Here is an 18,275-nt window from a genome sequence, read left to right as displayed (position 1 = left end):
GGCTTTAAATCCTCTAAGCCGAACTCATTTTGGTGGGAGGATGGAAGACGTCGACAAGATAATTGCCCAGCACAGGAACGAGGATCCCCTATGGCTTGAGATTCAGCTCGCGATCCTCTTGGGGAAAATTGACAAAAAGGAAGCCTTGAAACGGGCCAAAGGGGTTATGAAAACCTCCAAATCCTGGCAGGAGCTGGAGGTCGAGATGTATGATGAGCTTGTTCCTTGACAGCAACGTCTTCACCGAGTACCTTAAAGGGAACCCGGATGCCTCAGCCGTTCTTTCCAAACTGATTGATGGTGACTTCAGACCGTTCACTAACGAAACGGTCTACAATGAGGTTCTCTTTATCTATCTTCGCTCCAGCATCGGGGGATACTGAACCCTCAAACGGCGCAAGGAGGACATCAAGAGATTAACAAAACTCTTCATCGGTCAAGTTTTACCCCTGCTAGGCTCGACGAACTTTCTTGATACAACCCACGAGATCGCCCTTCTATCCATTAAATTCAGCGCGGAATACGGTCTCCTCCCAAGCGACGCCCTGATCCTCGCAACCGCGAAATACTACGGCCTCGACGGAATAGTCGCCCTCGATTCTGACCTCGTTGACGTTGCACCACGTGAGGGCCTCTCGGTGATCTCAAAAGTGGGGGATTTGGAGAAGAAGCCGTAAAACACTTCTAACCAGGTGCTGGCGGAAGCTATTTATATCTGGTGGCCAAAAGATAAAATGGTGAGAGAATGGAAGTCGTGGTGAAAAGGATAGACCCCCAGGGGAGGATTCTCCTTCCAAAGGAGCTTAGGGAAAAGCTCGGCGAGGAGGTAATACTCGTTGACCTCGGCGACAGGGTTGAGATACTGCCGAGGGGAAAGCGGGACCTTACACGGTTCTTCGATACCGTCGAGGTTGAAGAGCTGAAGGAGTGGGAAGAGCTGAAGAAGGAGCTGTGGTCCGAGTGAAGTTCATAGACGCCAACGTCTTCATATACGCCTTCCTCAAGCCCCGGAAGGAGCCTCCAGAGAACGTCAAGGCTATCAAAGAGAGCGCTAAGAAGATCCTCGAGAGAGTCAGCGAGGGAGAGGAAGTTGTCACGACGGTGGTTCATCTGAGCGAAGTGGCAAACGTTGTGGAAAGCAGAGCTGGAAAGGGGAAAGCAGTCGCGATAGTTCTCTCTATGCTTACCTCCCAAAATATCAGGATCCTTGACGTTTCAACTGCGGACTACCTCAGGGCGGCGTTGATCGCGGAGGAGAAAAACCTCGGCATAAACGATGCGCTCGCCTATCTTAAAATGAGGGAACTCGGAATCGACGAAATCTACACCTTCGACAGGGATTTTGAGAGGCTTGATGTAAAGGTAGTGAGGGAGTAGCGATGAGAATCCTCCTAACAAACGACGACGGGATTTACTCCAACGGAATTCGAGCCGCGGTAAGGGCACTAAGCGAGCTTGGTGAAGTCTACGTCGTTGCTCCCCTCTTCCAGAGGAGCGCCAGCGGTAGAGCCATGACGCTTCACAGGCCCATTAGGGCAAAGCTCGTGGACGTCCCCGGGGCCAGAGTGGCCTGCGGTATAGACGGCACTCCAACTGATTGCGTTATCTTCGCCCTGGCCCGATTTGGGAGCTTCGATTTAGCGGTCAGCGGAATAAACCTCGGCGAGAACCTCAGCACCGAGATAACCGTCTCAGGGACTGCTTCTGCCGCAATTGAAGCCGCTACCCATGGTATTCCGAGCATCGCTATGAGCTTGGAAGTGGACTGGAAGAAGACACTCGGCGAGGGGGAAGGAGTGGACTTCTCGGTCTCGGCGCACTTCCTCAGGAGGATAGCGAAGGCGGTACTGGAGAACGGCCTTCCCCCAGAAGTGGACATGCTCAACGTCAACGTGCCGAACGACGCGACGCCTGAAACCGGAATCGCCATCACGAGGTTGGCCAGAAAGCGCTACAACCCCACCATCGAGGAGCGCGTCGACCCGAGGGGGCATCCGTACTACTGGATAGTTGGGAGGAGGACGACAGAATTCGAGCCGGGAACGGACGCTTACGCCCTCAAGGTAGAGAGAAAGGTCAGCGTAACGCCGATAAACATCGACATGACTGCAGGGGTTGAGTTTGGGGAAGTGAGAGAAGCCCTGGGGCTGTAGTGAGCCCTGTATGGGGCCGGATCCTTTTAGGAGGTTGTGCTTACTTTGAAAGGCAATCCGGGGACGGTGGTGATGGGAGGCATGAAAGAACAATCCCAGCGTCGGGAATTCAATGGAGCTTTCTACGCGGCGTTTTCAGCCCTAGAGGTTCTGCTCCTGTTTTTGCTTCCGTCGAACTACTACGTTCAGACCTCCTGTTGGTCGAGAAGCCCTCCAGCCTGCAGCTTTCACTTCAGGCCTTCCTTGGAGTTCTTCCTCCTCGTATCGCTACCTTTCTTAGCCCTGATCGCCCTTGGACTGTTGCTAAAGTGGAAAGACCGAGTTGTGATCTTCTCAGCATCCTGGGCGACCGTTCTCGTCGGGGTCTTTCTGCTTGGGCTCACCGACGCCTCCCCGGCGGTTCTTGCGGTGGCGATTCTCCCTGCCCTACTTTTGAATGACGAAGGGAAGGTCTCCTCAGCTGTGTCATTAGTCGTTCTCATTGCCGTTTACGCGCTTGCCAAGATGGGGATGGCCCGGGCTATATAGCGTAGCCCGAGGAGACGAGAACCGTCCACACCGCGCTTTTGGTTGAGTTTTCACCCTCCAGTTGGCAAGATTTATAACTTTTGGGGGCTAAACTACTCAGGTGATAACATGAAGCGGTTTGCGGTGGCTGTAGTTCTGTTCGTCCTCCTTGGGCTCACTGGAAGCGCCTTGGCAAGTGCCACCACTGTGGCCGTTGATCTAGCTCACGGGGAGAACGCCAGGTACCTCGTGGATCCCGTGCTGGATGAGGAGAATCAGAGTCGCATACTCGCACCCTCCATCGTCGATGCGATCGGGGACGTTGAATGGGCCTATTTCGGGGATCCGGGCCTGCTCCCAGAGGAGAAGATAAAGAATCTGGGGAACGAGATAACGCCGGAGGCCCTCGAGGGCGTTGACGTCCTCATCCTCGGCCAGCCAACGGACCCCCTAACTGAAAACGAGGTGGAGGCAATAAAAGAGTGGTTTCTCAAAGGAAAAAAGGTGCTGTGGATAGCCGGCGGTAACGGAAGCGAAACAACCGTCAACTCGGTTCTTGAAGAGTTAAGCTCCCTCCGCGTTGAGAGTGCTGGTGCTAACGACGCCATCTTGGCAAATATAATCCCAGACAACGATATTCCCTTCAGAGGCCTGATAACCAAGGGGTTCATTCATGGGGGAAGCGTTCTCTTTGGGAACAATCCGGACAGACTAATTTTCATTAACGTTGATGTGATAAAGCCACTGAGTGGGAAGGACAGACCTTCCAACACATATTGCATAGCCATGGCTGGAAACGCCACCCTCCTAGCAGCTCAAGTGGTTCCGGCGAGTGGGTACCAGAGCGTCCTCATAGTGAGCGTAGGAAGCCCCTACGGAGAAAACTCGCTCTGGAGTCCTACCTTTAACGGAACCCAGCTCGATGGCCCCCAGTTCGTCAGCAACCTTCTCCACTGGGCAACCTTTGTTGCCAAGAAGGGCGTGCCCGAAACCCTCTTTGAGCTCTCCGATCCGAGCGGCGACGACCACGGGCCTGGGACCTACACCTACCCGACCGATGCCGTCTTCAACGGGAGCGGCCTCTTTGACCTCACGGGGCTTTCAGTCCAGAGAACCGGGGACGGGTACGTTCTGGCATTCCACCTCAAAAACCTCGGGGGCAACCCGTGGGGCGCCCCTAACGGCTTCAGCCTCCAGGTAATCGAGGCCTACCTGGACTTCAAGGACGGCGGAAACACTTCCGCCATCGGGCCAGGGCCGAACGTCCGGCTCGATCCGGGGCACCCGTGGGACGTTGCAATTAGGCTTACCGGCTGGGACTCGGAGCTCGTCCTCCCCAACGGCACGGTGGTCAAGGGTCTCCGCACCTTCGTGGATTCCCAAGGAAACACCATAAACGTCGTCGTTCCTGCTAAGTACGTTGGGGAGCTGAAGGTCAAGGGACCGAGGTTCCCGAGGATAGCGGTTCTGGTTGGGAGCCAGGACGGCTTCGGCGTTGACCAGTGGAGGAAAGTCGATGTCAAAGCTGGCCAGTGGACCATCGGGGGCGCCGATGCTAACGCGGTAAAAGCCGGCGTTGCCCCGCGCCTCATGGACCTCCTCGTCCCCGACTGGTTCACACCCTCCCAGGAGGAACAGCTCGGCAGCTACAACGCGAGCTCCAAGGAGTTGGCGGTTGTGAGGATGGTGCCCCTCGTTGAGGTCGGCTACCTCACGATAACGAGCGAGCCCTCTGGGGCTGAGGTGACCATCGACGACGTCAGCGTGGGCAATACTCCAATTGAGAAGCTCGCCCTCCCGGTCGGAGTCCACACGGTCAAGCTCCACCTTGACGGCTACCAGGACGAGGAGTTCAGCGTCTCGATAACTCCGGGCTTACTAACGATCCCCGTCAACCTGACTCCCGAGACGGGCATGATAACCGTAACCACCAGCCCGAGCGGTGCCACCGTTTTCATCGACGGCAAGCAGGTCGGAAAGACACCCCTCGAAAAGTACAGGCTCCCCGTGGGCACCCACGAGGTCGTCGTAAAGCTCGACGGATACAGGGAGGAGAGCTTCAACGTGTCCATCCAGAAGGACAAGGAGCTGAGCTTCAACTTCGAACTCGTCCCGCTGGGAGGCGGAACGACGACTACCACAACCACGACTACGACTACAACCACGACGACAACTAGCAGTACCAGGAGCACCACTACAACAAGCTCTCCGGGCAAGACCACGACCACCACTACGACCAAGGGCAAGGGTGGAATCTGCGGCCCAGCGGCCCTCGTTGGGCTGGCGGTAGTGCCGCTCCTCCTCAGGAGGAGGCGTTGAACTTTCCTTTTTAGCAAACTTTTTATTGGTTCCAGACCTTTCCCCTTGGAGGTGAGTCTTTTGAAGGGACGGCTGACGTTCACAGGACTGTTCCTGCTTCTGTTCCTCTTCACTGGGTTCTCGGCGGCTACCGCTGGAGGTTTGGTTCTAAAGGTTGAGACACCGGGCCTGACGTCCCCGATAGCCGTCGACTCCTCCAGCGGCGACATAGTTGTGGGTGGGATCTCAAACGGGACCGGTCTGGGGGATTTCGACGTTTTTCTGATGAAGCTGGCCGAGGACGGAAAGATACTGTGGAAGAAAGCCTACGGTGGAGCGGAAAGGGACATACTCTACTCCGTCAAACTCCTCCCGAACGGCAACGCCGTGGCAACGGGTGGAAGCACGTCCCTGGGAGGCGGTTGGGTCTTTGAAGTTGGGAAGAACGGGAACGTCCTCTGGAGCAAAACGTACAACACAAGCATGGTTTACTCCGCCATACCCTACTCCGACGGTTTCCTCGCAGTTTCGTCTATCTCGGGAGTGCCCCTCCTCATGAGGCTGGATTCCAAGGGCAACGTCGAGAGCGCTCGCATACTCACCCCTGGTGAAAGTGCCCTGCCCGTGAAGATAGTCGTCCTTCCAGGTGAGCCCATATTCGTGGCCGGTGTGAAGGAGTCCGGAGAAACGAAGTCTCCGGATTTCTGGCTCGCCAGGATCTCCGGAGACGGTAAGGTAATATGGCAGAAGACCTATGGGGGAAACGGAACCGAGAAACTCTACGATGCTGAACTCGACGCCAGAGGTGTAACATTAGTGGGCTACACGTCTTCCTTCTCCACCAGCGGCGTTGATCTGCTCGTCGTCAGGACGGATCTCTTGGGAAACGTCGAGTGGGCGAAGGTAATAGGCGGCCCGGGCGACGACTGGGCGAACGGAGTTTCACTCCTCCCCACTGGAGATCTGGTGCTCGGGGGAATATCGTACTCCAGCGGGGATACGCAGGCGTGGATCCTTGTGATGGACACTTCGGGCAGGGTGAAGAAGTGGATAACCTTCGGAACCCCCCGTATGGACTGGATAAGGGCGGTGACCGTGACCCCAGACGGGAAACTCGTTGTTGCGGGCGGGATAGATGGGAAAGCCAGCGGGCCGGGAAACCTCGTGGAAAACCGGCCAATGGTGGCCATTTTCGATGGTTCCAGCTTTGAGGGGATTGAAAACTGCACGATGGTTGTTGGACGTCCTCCTATCAGTGTCAAGGACGCCGAGATTACCGTCACCATCGGAAAACCCGTGAGCAGTCCCCCGGACGTTACGATTACTGCAAGGGAAGCCGATCCAAAGGTAAAGGAAATGGGCGGAAAGGCGGTTGTCGTGTGCTCACCGGGCGCAACCACAGAATCCACTACGCCCAGTACCACCTCCCCCCCGGCAACCACCTCTAGTTCCCCCCCGGACAGAACCACGACGACCACCCACAGGGGGGGCTGGTCAATCTGCGGCCCTGTGGCTCTTGTAGCGCTCTCCATCCTTCCGCTTGTACTTAGAAGGAGATGGTAGAGTGACCGAATCGAAGGAGGAGAAAACGAGCCCCTCCATCACGGTGCTAGCGTACTCCGAGGACGACTTCACTAGCAAAAAGCTGGCCAGCGTTGGAGAGCTCGACGAGTATAGAGGGTACCCGGTAGTCTGGGTGAACGTTAACGGCTTTGAACTGGCAGAGGAGATCAGGGATTACTTCGGCATCAGCGAGGCCATAGTCCGGGCCCTTCGGAGGAAGGCCCCAGAGGTCAGGACGATGTTCTTCGACGACCACCTATTCCTCCTTCTCCACCAGGTCTACGGGGTGGAAGGGGGGCTGAAGAGGGAAAAGGTCGCCCTCATCCTCAAGGGCCGCTTTCTCATAACCATCCAAGAGGTCAGGGGAGACGTTTTCAACGGGGTGCGAGAGAGGATACGCGAGGGGGAGGGGCTCTTCAGGAAGCGCGGCCCGGACTACCTCCTGGTCTCCCTTCTTGAGGCCATAGTTGAGAACTACGTTCCAATACTGGAGCGCATAAGCGCGGAGATGGAGAGGACTGAATCACAGATCCTGAAGAAACCCGATCAGGCGATCCTGAGGAGGATACACCACATGAGACGCGAGATCCTCTTCATGCGCCGCACGGTGTTCCCGCTCCTCGAGTGCTTCAGGCGGTTGAGGGCGGATGGTTCCAGCTTCCTGGGAAAAGAAACCGTAAAGCAGGTGGAGGAGCTCCACGACCACGTGCGCGATATTCTCGGGGTCGTCGAGACCCAGAAAGAGCTCGCCGACAGCCTCGTTAGCTTCTACTACTCCACGATCTCGATGAGGACAAACGAGATAATCCGCATCCTGACTGTGGTCTCGACGATATTCATCCCGCTGACGTTCATAACTGGCCTCTACGGCATGAACTTCCGCTACATGCCCGAGCTCTACTGGCGCTACAGCTACCCGGCGGTTCTCCTCCTGATGCTCGGGATAGCGGTCGGTATGCTGGCGTACTTCAGGAGAAAGGGGTGGCTCTAGAAGTCTTCAATGCCGAGGGCGAGCTTAACAGCTTTCTCCGCTATTACGTCCATCGGGTCTATCAGGGGGACGCTCAGGTCTTCTGGCCTCAACGCCACGCTCACTTCAGTGCAGCCCGCTATTATTCCATCGGAGCGCTTTTCCAGCCGCCTGGCCACTTTGAGGAGGAGCTTCCTTCCCAGCTCGAGGTTCCCCGCCTTGACCCCCGCGTAGATGGCACGCATGACCCTCTCCTGGTCGACTTTGTTCGGCACCGCTATGCCGACGCCGTACTTGAGGAGCGCCCTGTGGTAGACGAGCCCTTTGATTGTCCCATCGGTAGCGAGGAGGCCGACCTTCCGCAAGCCCATCTCCTTGACTACCTTTGCCGTTTCCTCGATCATGCTGACGAGAGGAACCTTTATCGCCTTCTGGATGGTCTCCGCAAAGAAGTGGGCGGTGTTGCAGGGCATTATGATGAAGTCGGCGCCCCACTCCTCGAGCTTCCTCGCGCTGGCTATTAGCTCGGGCCTCGGGTCCTCTCCGTTCCCGAGGATGAAGGCCGTCCTGTCCGGTATCTTCGGGTTGTTGTAGATGATTATCCTCGGGTGATCCTGGTCGCGCTTCGCGGGGGTTTTCTCGACTATCCTCCTGAAGAGGTCAGCGGTGGCAAGCGGACCCATGCCGCCGAGGATGCCTATGACGCGCTCGGCCATGCTATCACCGGCTTATTCCTCCAGCCACACCGAGTCGTCGCCGTGGTAGTTCAGCTTCACCACGAAGAGCCTGAAGGGTTCATCGCGCTCGTTGATAACCCAGTGGACAGTCTTTGGCTTGACGAGGAAGATATCGCCGGGCTTTGCCAGATACTCGGTCTCGCCTATACCGAGCCTCGCCTCGCCGTCCATTATGTAGAAGAGCTCGTACTGGCGCTCGTGATAGTGCTTTTTGACCGTCTGGCCCGGTTTGACCTCGACTATCTGGGCGTAAGAGCCTTCCGGCAGTTCTCCTTCGAAGAGGGGGAGCTTTCTGTAAGTTCCCCTGTCTATGAGGTTCTTGATTTCGGCTTTCATTTCACCACCCTACTCAGCTTAACCCTTCAGGTTGAAAAGCTTTCCTTTTCGACACCTATCGAAATGCTCAAAAGACTTTTATACCCAGCCGACGATTCATCAACGAACAAACGTAAACGGTGATAGCCATGGAAGCACTTGAGAGGGCCCTTAAGTGGGCTGAGGAAAACCTGAAGGCCGAATACATAGAGCTCCGCTACGAGGACCTTAGGAAGACAACGCTCGGCCTCAAGGACGGCGTTTTTACGAGCTTCACAGGAAAGCTCCACAGGGGAGTCGCGATAAGGGTTTTAGCCGATGGCGCATGGGGATTTTCCTCAACCAGCGAGCTGAATAATCTTGAGAAGAAAATCGAGGAGGCCTATAAGCTGGCAAAGGCGGCGGCCCAGACGAAGAAGGAGAAAATCCAGCTGGCGGATATAAAACCGGTCGAGGACTTCGTGAAGAGCAAGATGCGCGTTAAGCCTCGCGAAGTGGACATCGAGGAGAAGGTTGCCCACCTCAGGGAGCTTGAGAAACTCCTGAAAGAGAACGAGGCCGTTAAGAGCGTCCAGATACGCTATGAGGACGGAGGAGGAAGGAAAGTACTCCTCACCAACGAGGGGACGAGGATAGAGTGGGACTACAACTATCTCTACCAGGGAACCTACGTCACTGGAAAGGCCGATGGAAAGCTGGCGATGGCGAGGGACAGCATCGGAGCCGTTGACTACGGCTGGGAGCTGATGACGGAGATAGAGCCAAACGAGAAAGTGACCGAGAGGCTTCTCAGGAAGATGCACAGCCAGCTGAGAGGAGTTGCCCCGAAGCGCGGCGAGTGGCCGATAGTTGCCGGCCCGATAGTCGTTGGAATCATCGCCCACGAGGCTTTGGGCCACCTCGCCGAGGCTGACCTGACGATAAACTCGCCCTTCAAGGACCTCATCGGCAAGCAGATCGCACCGGAGTACGTTACCATGAGCGAGCGCCATGTTGAGGGCGGCTTTGGAAACGATAAGTACGACGACGAGGGCGTTCCTGTTAAGGACATCCACATAATCGAGAACGGAATACTCAAAGAGATAATGCTCAACCGCGAGTATGCCCACAAATGGGGCATGGAACCTAACGGCCACGCCAGAGCTGAAAGCTACCGCTACCCGCCGATAATAAGGATGAGGAACACCATCTTCGAGCCCGGTGACCACTCCTTCGAGGAGCTCATCGAGGACATCAAGTTCGGCTACTACGTCGTCGACTTCCGCGGCGGCCAGGCCCAGCTCAACAGCGCCTTCCAGGTTGGGATCCAAGAGGGCTACGTCATCAGGGACGGCGAGATAGCGGAGCCGATAAGGGACACCTCGATTACGGGCGTTGCCATCGAGGCCCTGAAGAAGATAAGCGCCGTTGGAAAGGACTTCGGTCTCGAGGTCGGCTTCTGTGGAAAGGGACAGACGGCCTTCGTCAGCTCCGGCGGTCCGCACATGAAGTTCGACGGAGGAATTCTCATAGGGTGAGGTGGTGAAGATGGAGAACCTCATACGCTTCGGCGAGAAGCTTTTCGACGAGCTCGAGATAGCCGTCTACCGCTCAAGGGACGTTTCCACCAACGTCGAGCTGAACGAGATTTCGATGGCCTCGACGAGGAGCGGCGCGGTGACGGTAATCCGCGGAATAAAGGACAAGCGCCTCGGCCTCGCCATCATCGACAGCGACGAGCCCGAGAGGATCAAGGAGGCGATAGAGCAGGCGGCAAAGATGGCCAAGCTCAACTCCCCGGACGAGAAGTGGGTCTCCCTCCCGGAGCCGGGGAAGTACAGGGATAAGCCAAAGCCGAACTACGAGCTTAAGGAGGCATCGCCTGACGTTCTCGTCGAGAAGCTCGTCCACGGCATAAAGCTCGCCCGCGAGAAGGACCCCAACGCTGTAGTAGCTGGCGGTGAGGGCGGCGTCAGCTGGGAGGAGAGGCATATCGTCAACTCCCACGGGATTGACGTCTTCCAGGAGGGCGGAGCGGCGTTCTTCTTCATCGAGCTCGTCGGCAGGAAAGGGGACGTTGTGACGCCGGGCATCTTCGACTTCGACGCCAGGAGAGACCTCAACCTCGACATCGACGGCGTCGTCGAGAGGGCCGTCCAGAAAGTTAAGTGGGCCTACAACGTGGAGAAGAGCAGGAACGAGGAAGTCCCGATAATCCTCGGCCCTTGGGCAATAGCAGGGCTGTTTGGCTTTGCACTGCTCCCTGCCTTCAGCGGGGAGAGGCTCGTTAAGGAGACGACACCGCTAGCCGGAAAGGTCGGGGAGAAAATAGCGAGCGAGGTTTTGACAATCTACGACGACCCCTTCCACCCGCTCTCCCTTGAGCCGGCCATAGCCGACGGCGAGGGCGTTCCAACGAGGACGAACGTCCTCATCGAGAACGGAACCTTCAAGGGCTTCGTCTGGGACAACTACTGGGCGAAGGTTTACGGAACAGATAGCACCGGGAACGGGAAGAGGGATTTGAGAAGCGGCGGGGTTGGTATAGGGTTCCACAACGTCGTGATAGAGAACGGTAAACAACCCCTCGAAGACCTCATAGGAGAGATTGACAGGGGCTACCTCGTCGACGGCCTCCAGGGTGCTCACTCCAGCAACCCTGACAACGGAAACTTCGCCGTAACTGCAAACCCGGCCTTCCTCATCGAGGACGGTGAAGTCAAGGGCGCGAGCGTCTTCCTCATAGCCGGAAACGTCTACGAGCTACTTAGGAAGGCAAGCAAGGTAACCAAGGAGCAGACGGTAATGCCCTTCATGAACACGATGATAACGCCGTACATAAAGTTCGAGAACGTGAAGATAGCGGGGAAGTGACTACCCCCGCTTTATCCATTCTTCCACAGGCAGGAGCCTGACAACGCGCCCCCCGAGCTTGATCTTTTTATCCTTCCCCTTTTCCCACGTGACCACCGTTAGCTCTCCGATCCCTGTCTCTGCAGAAGCTTCAACGAGCGCCGCCAGCTCCCTCTCCCTGTTCTCTGGATGGAGCCTCCACGAGACCTGTATCAGCTCTTCTCCCGGAATTATGAAGTCAACCTCTCTGCCACTTCCGGTTACGTAGAAGAAGAAGTCCTCGTTTGGTTCAAAGCCTCGTTTGAGGAGCTCAGTGAATACGAGGTTCTCCAGGAGTCTCCCGCGGTCGCTAACTCCGAGAACCTTGAGAAGACCGTTGTCAACGAAGTATGGCTTGAAGCCGAGGAGCTCTTTCTTCTTTTCAGACTTCACGTGGGCCCTGAGTGGGAACAACACTAAGGCGTCGTTCAGGTATTCTATGTAATTGGCCAGCGTTGGCTTTCCGACTGCTATGCCCAAACTTTTCATCGTGGAGTGCAACTTGGTTACCGACGTGTGGCTTGATGAAGCTAGGAGTTTGAAGAGGAATCTAAGCGCCTTGAGATTGTCAACGCGCCACCTCTCGACGACGTCACGGTAGATTGTGACGTCAAGTATCTCCCTCAGAATCTCGCGCCTGAGCTCCGGCTGGAAGACCACCTCGGGATAGGAGCCCCATTCGAGGCACTCCCTAATGACTCCCAGGAGCTTTCCCCTTGCCTCAAGGCCGGGGAGGACTTTTTCAAGCCCCCTGACCCTCAGAACCTCAGAGAGCGAGAAGGGGTAGAGGTTCAGGGTTATAGCCCTTCCCCTCAGGACGGTCGCTATCTCCTTTGAGAGAAGCCTTGATGAGGAACCTGTCAGAATTACCCTATGCCCCATGTCGAGGACGTACCTAACGAAACGCTCCCAGCCGTCAACCACCTGGACTTCATCGAGCAGGAAAAGGAGTTTCTCACCTTTGGGGACGGATATAAGGGAATAATAACTTCTCAGCATCTCCATTAAGTCCTCAGCGGTTGCCCCAACGAGGCGTGGATCCTCGAAGTTTATGTAGAGGCTCCTTCTCCGCTCCGGATCGAGTTCGTCCCATAGCTGAAAGAGGAAGAACGTTTTTCCGGCTCTTCTGGGCCCAACAATGGCCAGGGCACGGCTCTTAGGGAGCTTAACCTCGACCTCTCGCCTGGTGTATTCCACCCTTAGCTCTAGATAGTCCGAGATTACCTCTACCCAGGTTGCTCGTTCAATCATGTTTTATACATAAAACATTCTATTTAAAAGGATTGTTCTACGCAGAAAACATCACTCCACCCTGAAGTCTATCGCGATGTTGAACTGCCTCGGCGCATAGGGGCGGACTTTTCTCCGGTCGATGAACTCAACCGTGAGGCCGAGCTCCCTGGCAATGGCCCTTATCTTTGCCTCATGCTCTGAGTAGAGATCCTCCTCGGGGCCGAAACCGTAGTAGTGGATTACTCCCCCGGGCTTGACGCTCAGCATTGCCTCCCTCAAAAACCGGTCGGCGAACTTGGGGAGGTTCATTATAACGCGGTCGGCCTTTATCTTTCCTGCAACCTTCCTTACGTCGCCCAAAACGGGAATCACGTTGTTTGTTTTGTTGAGGCGAATGTTCTCCTCGAGGTAGCGAACGGCCCAGGGGTTTAAGTCAACGGCGAAGACAAGCTTAGCTTTTTTCGCAAGGAGTATCGAGTACGGCCCGACGCCGGCGAACATGTCGAAGACGACCTCGCCCGGCCGCGTCCTCTCAAAAACCCGCATCCTCTCGGTGGCGAGCCTCGGGGTGTAGTAAACCCTCGCAACGTCGAGCTTCAGTCGTATACCGTTCTCGCGGTGAAGGGTTTCGGTTCTCTTCTCCCCAGCGAGATGGATGAGCTCCCTCACGCGGTATTCGCCCTCAACTTTGCTCCCCTTGGCGAAGACGGCCTTTATGTGGCGGTGGACTTTGAGGATCGCCTCGCCGATGGCCCTTCCGTGGAGCATCAGCTCTTCGGGGAGTTCGATTATAGCGATGTCCCCAATGATGTCAAATGAGCTCGGCAGGAGCGGCCTGAGCTCTTTCGGAACCTCAACGACCTCGCGGTAGCTGTGGGGCCTCTTCTTCAGCCTTTCGAACTCCGCCTCAATGAGCTCGAAGCCCTCAACCGGCTCCGTAACAGGGAAGAGGACAAAGTCTCCCTCCCGTTTTATGGAGTATCCTTTAGCCAGGACATCGAGTTCGAGGAGCTTCCTTCTGGTCTTCTCGGCCTCTTTCTTGGGGACTTTTACGGCGAGCATCGGTGGGGAATGGGAGGAGTAATCTATAAAAATTTTATTAATTTTATTTTTGAGACTTATACTGGGATAACACCTAGGAACTCTCTAATAACATCCAATAAATCGTTATACCAAGGCTCTGCTTCAAACCACTTTTCTGTTATACTTATCTTGATCAATTTGTCCTTAGAGACCTTCATTTCTTTAGCAATTTTTTCTAGTGCACTATGTGGATCATCATCCAACAATTTGTCCCGACTTCTAGAGGAGATCCTGATAAAATTAATACCTTTAGAGACTATCTGCCTTTCTAAACTGTGAGGGATTAGATGCACATGTATTCTAAGTTTATAACTCTCGTCAACAGTCGAAACGATTGAGAATTCATTTGGTAAGTCCCTTGAAGGTAGTATCTTTGTGTTAGGTAGGGCCCTACTCGTTATTTCTTTCTGTATCTTTTCAATAGTTTCATTTAATGGAACCCCATCTTCATCTAAAATAACTAAAAATTTTAGTTCTTCGGGAATCTTTCCCATCATATCCTGAACAATTCGTGGTAGCACTTTGTATATTATGGTTTGTTTACCATTATCCCCATACACGATGATGCCAAAATTAGTTTTGATATAGTGGTACTCTTTAGGATTGAGTAACATCCTTCTCAAAATGTTTATCCCTCTTTGGAACTTCTTATCGTGGGCAGTAGGGACAGTGTCTACACTAAAATGATGCTCTAACAATGATCTAACAAATACCACGTCTATAATACCCTCTAGGATAAGGACATTCATTATGATCACCATAAATTTTATGTGTACCTTAAATCGGTTCCAATTTCAGTTATTTCGTCCTTTGCGGTAATTCCTCCAAGAACTTCAGCATATACATTCTTCGTGTCTTCCCTGTAATGAAGACGCACAACATTGATATCCCGGAGTTTATCTTCTTTTTCAGCATATTCAAGTAGAGCATTTAAGAAGTCCATGCTATGTGTTGAAATAAAGAATTGGATCCTTTCAGAATTATCCACAACTTCCTCCGCAATAATTTCCATAAAATAAGGGTGTAATGAAATCTCGGGTTCTTCTAATATAATCGCACCTTGCTCAACTAGGGTAATTAAAAAGCTTAAGTTTAGTAAAGCAATGAACCCATCCCCCATAGAAGATAGTGGAATTGGATTATCATGATGAGAAACCATCACATACATTCCTTGTTCAATTTTTCGAATGTCCTCAAAGTATGGGATTCTTTCCTTGAGATGCCCAATAAGTTTCTTAATGATTCCCTTTGATACAATCAGATCATACAACCTTCCAACATTAGTTGCAAATATAGATTTTTGAAAATTAACGATAGTATCAACATGTGGAATCATTTCGGGAGTAGATTCAAAAATTTTCTGAATTCCACCTATATAAATTGGCGGAAAGTAATATCTTCTTATGCCCTTAGAGTTAGGGGATACCCTCAACTTTACCGGTTCTGGCATATATAAATACAACTTCACTATGTTCATTAACTGGTCATATACTGTGATTAAAATTTTTGATTTGTGTATAACTTTTGTAGATATTTCATCAATGATTTGTTCCAGTAATTTTTGATCCTCACTAAAAAGATCCGATTCCCTGTACCTTCTAGAATTTTGTGATAAATATCTTCTTAAGTCGTGTTTCATTGATGTTGCTATTTCCTCGTCAATACCATGCTTAATAGCGCTCGCAACAAAGTAATCTAGTGTTTTTTGTAACAAAGAGTATTCCCGTTCAAATTCTTTTTCTATGTATTCTTCATATATATGCTTTGCTCGATTTTCAAAATGTTCCATAATAATACCATACCTCTCATCATCCGGGAGTCCCTCAGGATAATATTCAATAGAGATGGTGTAAATTTGTCCGTTTAATTCTACTAATATCTCGGCCATGTCTCCATCTACGTGAACAATGTAGCTAGGGTTATAGTTTTTTATCTCAAATAAATATTCCAGCACATCGAATCCAACTGAGTCTTCAAAATTGCTTCCTGCAGTCATCGCTAAACTGATTGTTTCTAATAACGAGGACTTTCCCGTATTGTTTGGGCCAACGAATATGTTTATTGACTTTGGGGTAAACTCGATTTGTTTAAGTCCGCGATAGTTCTTAATCTGTACATTTTTTAGTAGCTCCATGCGTCAATCCCCCACAGGTTCATACTTTCCCAGGGTTATTAACTTTTCTAGGCTACTATGCAATCTCCCAATTACCATCAAGGGCAACCTAAACGTTAATACGAATGATGCTTGCGCAAGGAGCTTTGTAGAACATAGCCCAACAAAGATTCAACTCTTCTCACCACTATATGGAATGAGTTTGCATGTCCTCAGAAATTGCAGGTTCCCAGCGAATTTAACTCAAAATCCCGATGTTAAGACCCGTTTCCCTTTCTCTTAACGCCCTTTGGACGTCTTTTTAGTGTAAACCGCCTGGGCATAGCTTGTGGAAGGTTCCTGCTTAGAGTAAAGGTTTTTGAGTTACAGAACTCTGCTAGTAAATGCGTTTTCAAGAAGAGCTACGGACTTTGATGAAACTTTGCGAAGGCAAAGTTTCTTATGGTGCCCCGGCCGGGATTTGAACCCGGGGCGCGGGCTCGAAAGGCCCGCATGTTTGACCGGGCTACACCACCGGGGCTCGATATTAGGGAAGGGCGAGCGTTTAAAAATCTTTCGTATAACCCGCCCAGCAACCTTTTTAACCCCTCTCCCAAGGCACAACCGATGGCCATGATGACGCTCGCCGACGTATTCAGGGAAGCACTCGGGGAGAAGGGCATAGAGAGCATTGGAACCCTCTCGAAGAGGTTTAGGAAGTCGAGGAACAAGCTCCAGGACATAGCGATAGAGATAGTCCACGGGAAGGGGGCGATCTTCAGGGTTCCGGAGAAGACCGCGGTGGCCTGGGATCTCGACGGAAAGCGCGTCGAGGGCTCCCACTACGCCTACGCCCCGCTCTGCATGATGGAGAAGTTCGAGCCGGTTCTCACCCCCGACGAGCTCCGCTCAAGGCTCCCCGACTGGCCCTACTTCATAATCGACCTCTACCACTGGGACAGGCACACCCAGAAAGAGAAGGGCAAGATCTGCCTTCAGGTCACCCAAAGCTACGGCCTCCTGAGGGACTACTTCACCGGAAAAGAGCTCGCCGTCACCTGGGCCAATGAGGAGTTCAGGCGGATGTTCAACGGCCCTCTGGACAGAATAACGGCCTACGAAGGCCCAACCGCGGAGTTTCTGGCTGAGAAGGAAATAGACGAGGTCGTCCTCCTAGACCCCTGGGCAGAGGAGGTTCTGAGTGAGAAGGACTTCGACGTTAAGGCATTCATAATCGGCGGAATCGTCGACACCGGCGGAACCAAAAAGAAGACCACGCCGAAGATCGGCGAGGAGCTTGAGAGGGCCGGAATAAGGGTACGCAGGAGGAAGATAGTCCTCAGGGGCGACGTCGTCGGCGTCCCGGACAGGATAAACCGCATTCTCGGGATACTCCTCAAGATGATGGTGGAAGGGAAGAGCATGGACGAGGCGGTTTACGAGATGCAGGAGCCGCTCCACGCCCGCTGGCGCCTCAGAAAGGAGCTTCCGAAGCACGCAGTCCGCTACAAGGTGGATGGAAGAACCTACCGCGTCGTGGAGAAGGAGCTTTTCGATGAATACTCCCAATGGCTCAAAATCCGCTGGGAGGACTTCGTGAAGGTGCTCAGGGAGCTTAACCTCATAGCCTTGGAGAGAAGAAGGATACACCACCTCAACAAGATATCAAACGCGAGAATAATCAACGGCAAGCTCTACCGCGTTCTGCTCCTCAAGAAGGCCGCGATGCTGTGCTACAACTGCTGATGTTCTCTGTTGTTCTCGGACCTTCCTTATTTCCGGCAAGTTGCGGCAAAAGAGATCCAAAAATGGAAATTCCCTACCACAAGCTGCAAAATCTCATTTGCGGTATCCCCGTCTCCGTCCTTCGAACAGTATTAGTATGAGTATCGCAACTTTCAAGGCAAATCTCTGAGTTCCCGAAAGCTCTGGGAGGTCAATTCCAAAGTAAGTCAGGAGGGCTGCGATTGCAACCACTGCCCCGATGACCATCAACGCCTTTTTCCACCACGGCAGTGAAATTTTGATCTTGCCCTCAAAAAGATCTCTGGCAAAGTTCTCAAAACCCTTCTCGTTGGTGATGATGATTTCTTCAACCCTGCTTTTCATCCTCTTCACGATCAGATCCTTTACTGTCGTGAGCTTAACGTCTCCGGGATCCTTGCCCTTACTGCTCTCTTGAATTTGCCCGTTTGGAACCGCGTAGAATTCCCCGAGCAGGTTCACGACAACTGCACTTCCTTTTTTCTCGCAGAGATCCTTGAGAACTTCGGCCGTATTCTCCGGAGTGTGTAACTGGACGGGCCTAATACCCATTGATTTAAGTTCCTGAGAGAGCGGCACCCACTCTTCGGGCTTTTTTGTGTCCCCCACGTAGTACACGAGACACTTGCCCATTCCACCACCCATCGGTTAAAAAATCCGGTGCTTTAAAAGAGTTACGAGATTCAGTT

Annotated in this window: 20 protein-coding genes and 1 tRNA gene; 13 read left to right on the top strand and 8 right to left on the bottom strand. The window is 53.1% G+C overall.

Annotation, left to right across the window (positions count from 1 at the left end; genetic code table 11):
* Positions 1–40 precede the first annotated feature (40 nt).
* From ACZ5AM_RS06565 to corA, 10 genes are all read left to right on the top strand, one after another.
* A complete protein-coding gene (locus tag ACZ5AM_RS06565; RefSeq protein ID WP_464914242.1) occupies positions 41–229 on the top strand; it encodes a hypothetical protein in 189 nt (62 codons plus the stop codon).
* Positions 210–383: a hypothetical protein gene (locus tag ACZ5AM_RS06560; RefSeq protein WP_464914241.1), complete on the top strand. Its 174-nt coding sequence runs from the start codon at positions 210–212 to the stop codon at positions 381–383. The genes ACZ5AM_RS06565 and ACZ5AM_RS06560 overlap by 20 nt, the downstream gene beginning before the upstream one ends.
* Before the next feature lie 24 nt (positions 384–407).
* Entirely contained in the window at positions 408–677 is a 270-nt protein-coding gene (locus ACZ5AM_RS06555) for a PIN domain-containing protein (protein ID WP_464916027.1), read from the top strand.
* A 68-nt stretch (positions 678–745) separates the two neighbouring features.
* On the top strand, positions 746–964 hold the full coding sequence (locus ACZ5AM_RS06550; RefSeq protein WP_464914240.1) for an MraZ C-terminal domain-containing protein: 219 nt from the start codon (positions 746–748) through the stop codon (positions 962–964).
* A complete protein-coding gene (locus ACZ5AM_RS06545; protein WP_464914239.1) occupies positions 961–1,377 on the top strand; it encodes a type II toxin-antitoxin system VapC family toxin in 417 nt (138 codons plus the stop codon). The genes ACZ5AM_RS06550 and ACZ5AM_RS06545 overlap by 4 nt, the downstream gene beginning before the upstream one ends.
* 2 nt (positions 1,378–1,379) lie before the next feature.
* On the top strand, positions 1,380–2,153 hold the full coding sequence (gene surE, locus ACZ5AM_RS06540; protein ID WP_464914238.1) for a 5'/3'-nucleotidase SurE: 774 nt from the start codon (positions 1,380–1,382) through the stop codon (positions 2,151–2,153).
* A 72-nt stretch (positions 2,154–2,225) separates the two neighbouring features.
* Positions 2,226–2,681, top strand: coding sequence for a hypothetical protein (locus ACZ5AM_RS06535; RefSeq protein WP_464914237.1), 456 nt, complete (start codon positions 2,226–2,228; stop codon positions 2,679–2,681).
* A gap of 108 nt (positions 2,682–2,789) precedes the next feature.
* Positions 2,790–4,979 carry a glucodextranase DOMON-like domain-containing protein gene (locus tag ACZ5AM_RS06530; RefSeq protein WP_464914236.1) on the top strand — a complete coding sequence of 730 codons (2,190 nt, stop codon included), beginning with the start codon at positions 2,790–2,792 and terminating at the stop codon, positions 4,977–4,979.
* Positions 4,980–5,030: 51 nt separating this feature from the next.
* Positions 5,031–6,521, top strand: a complete 1,491-nt coding sequence (locus ACZ5AM_RS06525; protein WP_464914235.1) for a CGP-CTERM sorting domain-containing protein — start codon at positions 5,031–5,033, stop codon at positions 6,519–6,521.
* Between the two features lies 1 nt (position 6,522).
* On the top strand, positions 6,523–7,512 hold the full coding sequence (gene corA, locus ACZ5AM_RS06520; RefSeq protein ID WP_464914234.1) for a magnesium/cobalt transporter CorA: 990 nt from the start codon (positions 6,523–6,525) through the stop codon (positions 7,510–7,512).
* Here corA and cuyB read toward each other — a convergent pair.
* Complete coding sequence (gene cuyB, locus ACZ5AM_RS06515) at positions 7,509–8,207, bottom strand: cysteate racemase (RefSeq protein ID WP_464914233.1); 699 nt, start codon at positions 8,205–8,207, stop codon at positions 7,509–7,511. The genes corA and cuyB overlap by 4 nt on opposite strands.
* Before the next feature lie 12 nt (positions 8,208–8,219).
* Positions 8,220–8,564: a cupin domain-containing protein gene (locus ACZ5AM_RS06510; protein WP_464914232.1), complete on the bottom strand. Its 345-nt coding sequence runs from the start codon at positions 8,562–8,564 to the stop codon at positions 8,220–8,222.
* Between the two features lie 128 nt (positions 8,565–8,692).
* Between ACZ5AM_RS06510 and ACZ5AM_RS06505 the strand changes: the two genes are divergently transcribed.
* Together ACZ5AM_RS06505 and ACZ5AM_RS06500 are read left to right on the top strand one after the other, a co-directional pair.
* Positions 8,693–10,060 (top strand): metallopeptidase TldD-related protein, encoded by a 1,368-nt coding sequence (locus ACZ5AM_RS06505; RefSeq protein ID WP_464914231.1) that lies wholly within the window; start codon positions 8,693–8,695, stop codon positions 10,058–10,060.
* Between the two features lie 10 nt (positions 10,061–10,070).
* Complete coding sequence (locus ACZ5AM_RS06500) at positions 10,071–11,396, top strand: TldD/PmbA family protein (RefSeq protein ID WP_464916026.1); 1,326 nt, start codon at positions 10,071–10,073, stop codon at positions 11,394–11,396.
* Here ACZ5AM_RS06500 and ACZ5AM_RS06495 read toward each other — a convergent pair whose 3' ends face one another.
* The 5 genes from ACZ5AM_RS06495 to ACZ5AM_RS06475 all read right to left on the bottom strand — a co-directional run bounded on the left by ACZ5AM_RS06495 (position 11,397) and on the right by ACZ5AM_RS06475 (position 16,363).
* Positions 11,397–12,665: an ATP-binding protein gene (locus ACZ5AM_RS06495; protein WP_464914230.1), complete on the bottom strand. Its 1,269-nt coding sequence runs from the start codon at positions 12,663–12,665 to the stop codon at positions 11,397–11,399.
* A gap of 51 nt (positions 12,666–12,716) precedes the next feature.
* Positions 12,717–13,709, bottom strand: a complete 993-nt coding sequence (trm5b, locus tag ACZ5AM_RS06490) for a tRNA (guanine(37)-N1)-methyltransferase Trm5b (protein WP_464914229.1) — start codon at positions 13,707–13,709, stop codon at positions 12,717–12,719.
* A 56-nt stretch (positions 13,710–13,765) separates the two neighbouring features.
* Positions 13,766–14,488 (bottom strand): hypothetical protein, encoded by a 723-nt coding sequence (locus ACZ5AM_RS06485; RefSeq protein WP_464914228.1) that lies wholly within the window; start codon positions 14,486–14,488, stop codon positions 13,766–13,768.
* Between the two features lie 8 nt (positions 14,489–14,496).
* Positions 14,497–15,864: an AAA family ATPase gene (locus ACZ5AM_RS06480; protein WP_464914227.1), complete on the bottom strand. Its 1,368-nt coding sequence runs from the start codon at positions 15,862–15,864 to the stop codon at positions 14,497–14,499.
* A gap of 421 nt (positions 15,865–16,285) precedes the next feature.
* A tRNA-Glu gene (locus tag ACZ5AM_RS06475) sits at positions 16,286–16,363 on the bottom strand.
* A gap of 92 nt (positions 16,364–16,455) precedes the next feature.
* On the opposite strand from ACZ5AM_RS06475, the gene trm10 reads away from it, so the two are divergent.
* Positions 16,456–17,568, top strand: coding sequence for a tRNA (guanine(9)-/adenine(9)-N1)-methyltransferase (gene trm10, locus ACZ5AM_RS06470; protein ID WP_464916025.1), 1,113 nt, complete (start codon positions 16,456–16,458; stop codon positions 17,566–17,568).
* A 93-nt stretch (positions 17,569–17,661) separates the two neighbouring features.
* Here the strand turns inward: trm10 and ACZ5AM_RS06465 are convergent, their stop codons facing one another.
* Positions 17,662–18,231, bottom strand: a complete 570-nt coding sequence (locus ACZ5AM_RS06465; RefSeq protein WP_464914226.1) for a hypothetical protein — start codon at positions 18,229–18,231, stop codon at positions 17,662–17,664.
* Positions 18,232–18,275: the final 44 nt, after the last annotated feature.

The organism is Thermococcus fumicolans (genome assembly GCF_055386755.1).
Note: the sequence above shows the minus strand (reverse complement) of the source record. Positions and strands in the feature narration are given on the sequence as shown.

Excerpts from the sequence above, each read along its gene's own strand:
- ACZ5AM_RS06565 (WP_464914242.1), top strand. The coding sequence starts at position 41 with ATGGAAGACGTCGACAAGATAATTGCCCAGCACAGGAACGAGGATCCC.
- ACZ5AM_RS06560 (WP_464914241.1), top strand. The coding sequence starts at position 210 with ATGATGAGCTTGTTCCTTGACAGCAACGTCTTCACCGAGTACCTTAAA.
- ACZ5AM_RS06550 (WP_464914240.1), top strand. The coding sequence starts at position 746 with ATGGAAGTCGTGGTGAAAAGGATAGACCCCCAGGGGAGGATTCTCCTT.
- surE (WP_464914238.1), top strand. The coding sequence starts at position 1,380 with ATGAGAATCCTCCTAACAAACGACGACGGGATTTACTCCAACGGAATT.
- ACZ5AM_RS06535 (WP_464914237.1), top strand. The coding sequence starts at position 2,226 with ATGGGAGGCATGAAAGAACAATCCCAGCGTCGGGAATTCAATGGAGCT.
- ACZ5AM_RS06530 (WP_464914236.1), top strand. The coding sequence starts at position 2,790 with ATGAAGCGGTTTGCGGTGGCTGTAGTTCTGTTCGTCCTCCTTGGGCTC.
- cuyB (WP_464914233.1), bottom strand. The coding sequence starts at position 8,207 with ATGGCCGAGCGCGTCATAGGCATCCTCGGCGGCATGGGTCCGCTTGCC.
- ACZ5AM_RS06510 (WP_464914232.1), bottom strand. The coding sequence starts at position 8,564 with ATGAAAGCCGAAATCAAGAACCTCATAGACAGGGGAACTTACAGAAAG.
- ACZ5AM_RS06505 (WP_464914231.1), top strand. The coding sequence starts at position 8,693 with ATGGAAGCACTTGAGAGGGCCCTTAAGTGGGCTGAGGAAAACCTGAAG.
- ACZ5AM_RS06500 (WP_464916026.1), top strand. The coding sequence starts at position 10,071 with ATGGAGAACCTCATACGCTTCGGCGAGAAGCTTTTCGACGAGCTCGAG.
- ACZ5AM_RS06495 (WP_464914230.1), bottom strand. The coding sequence starts at position 12,665 with ATGATTGAACGAGCAACCTGGGTAGAGGTAATCTCGGACTATCTAGAG.
- trm5b (WP_464914229.1), bottom strand. The coding sequence starts at position 13,709 with ATGCTCGCCGTAAAAGTCCCCAAGAAAGAGGCCGAGAAGACCAGAAGG.
- ACZ5AM_RS06480 (WP_464914227.1), bottom strand. The coding sequence starts at position 15,864 with ATGGAGCTACTAAAAAATGTACAGATTAAGAACTATCGCGGACTTAAA.
- trm10 (WP_464916025.1), top strand. The coding sequence starts at position 16,456 with ATGATGACGCTCGCCGACGTATTCAGGGAAGCACTCGGGGAGAAGGGC.
- ACZ5AM_RS06465 (WP_464914226.1), bottom strand. The coding sequence starts at position 18,231 with ATGGGTGGTGGAATGGGCAAGTGTCTCGTGTACTACGTGGGGGACACA.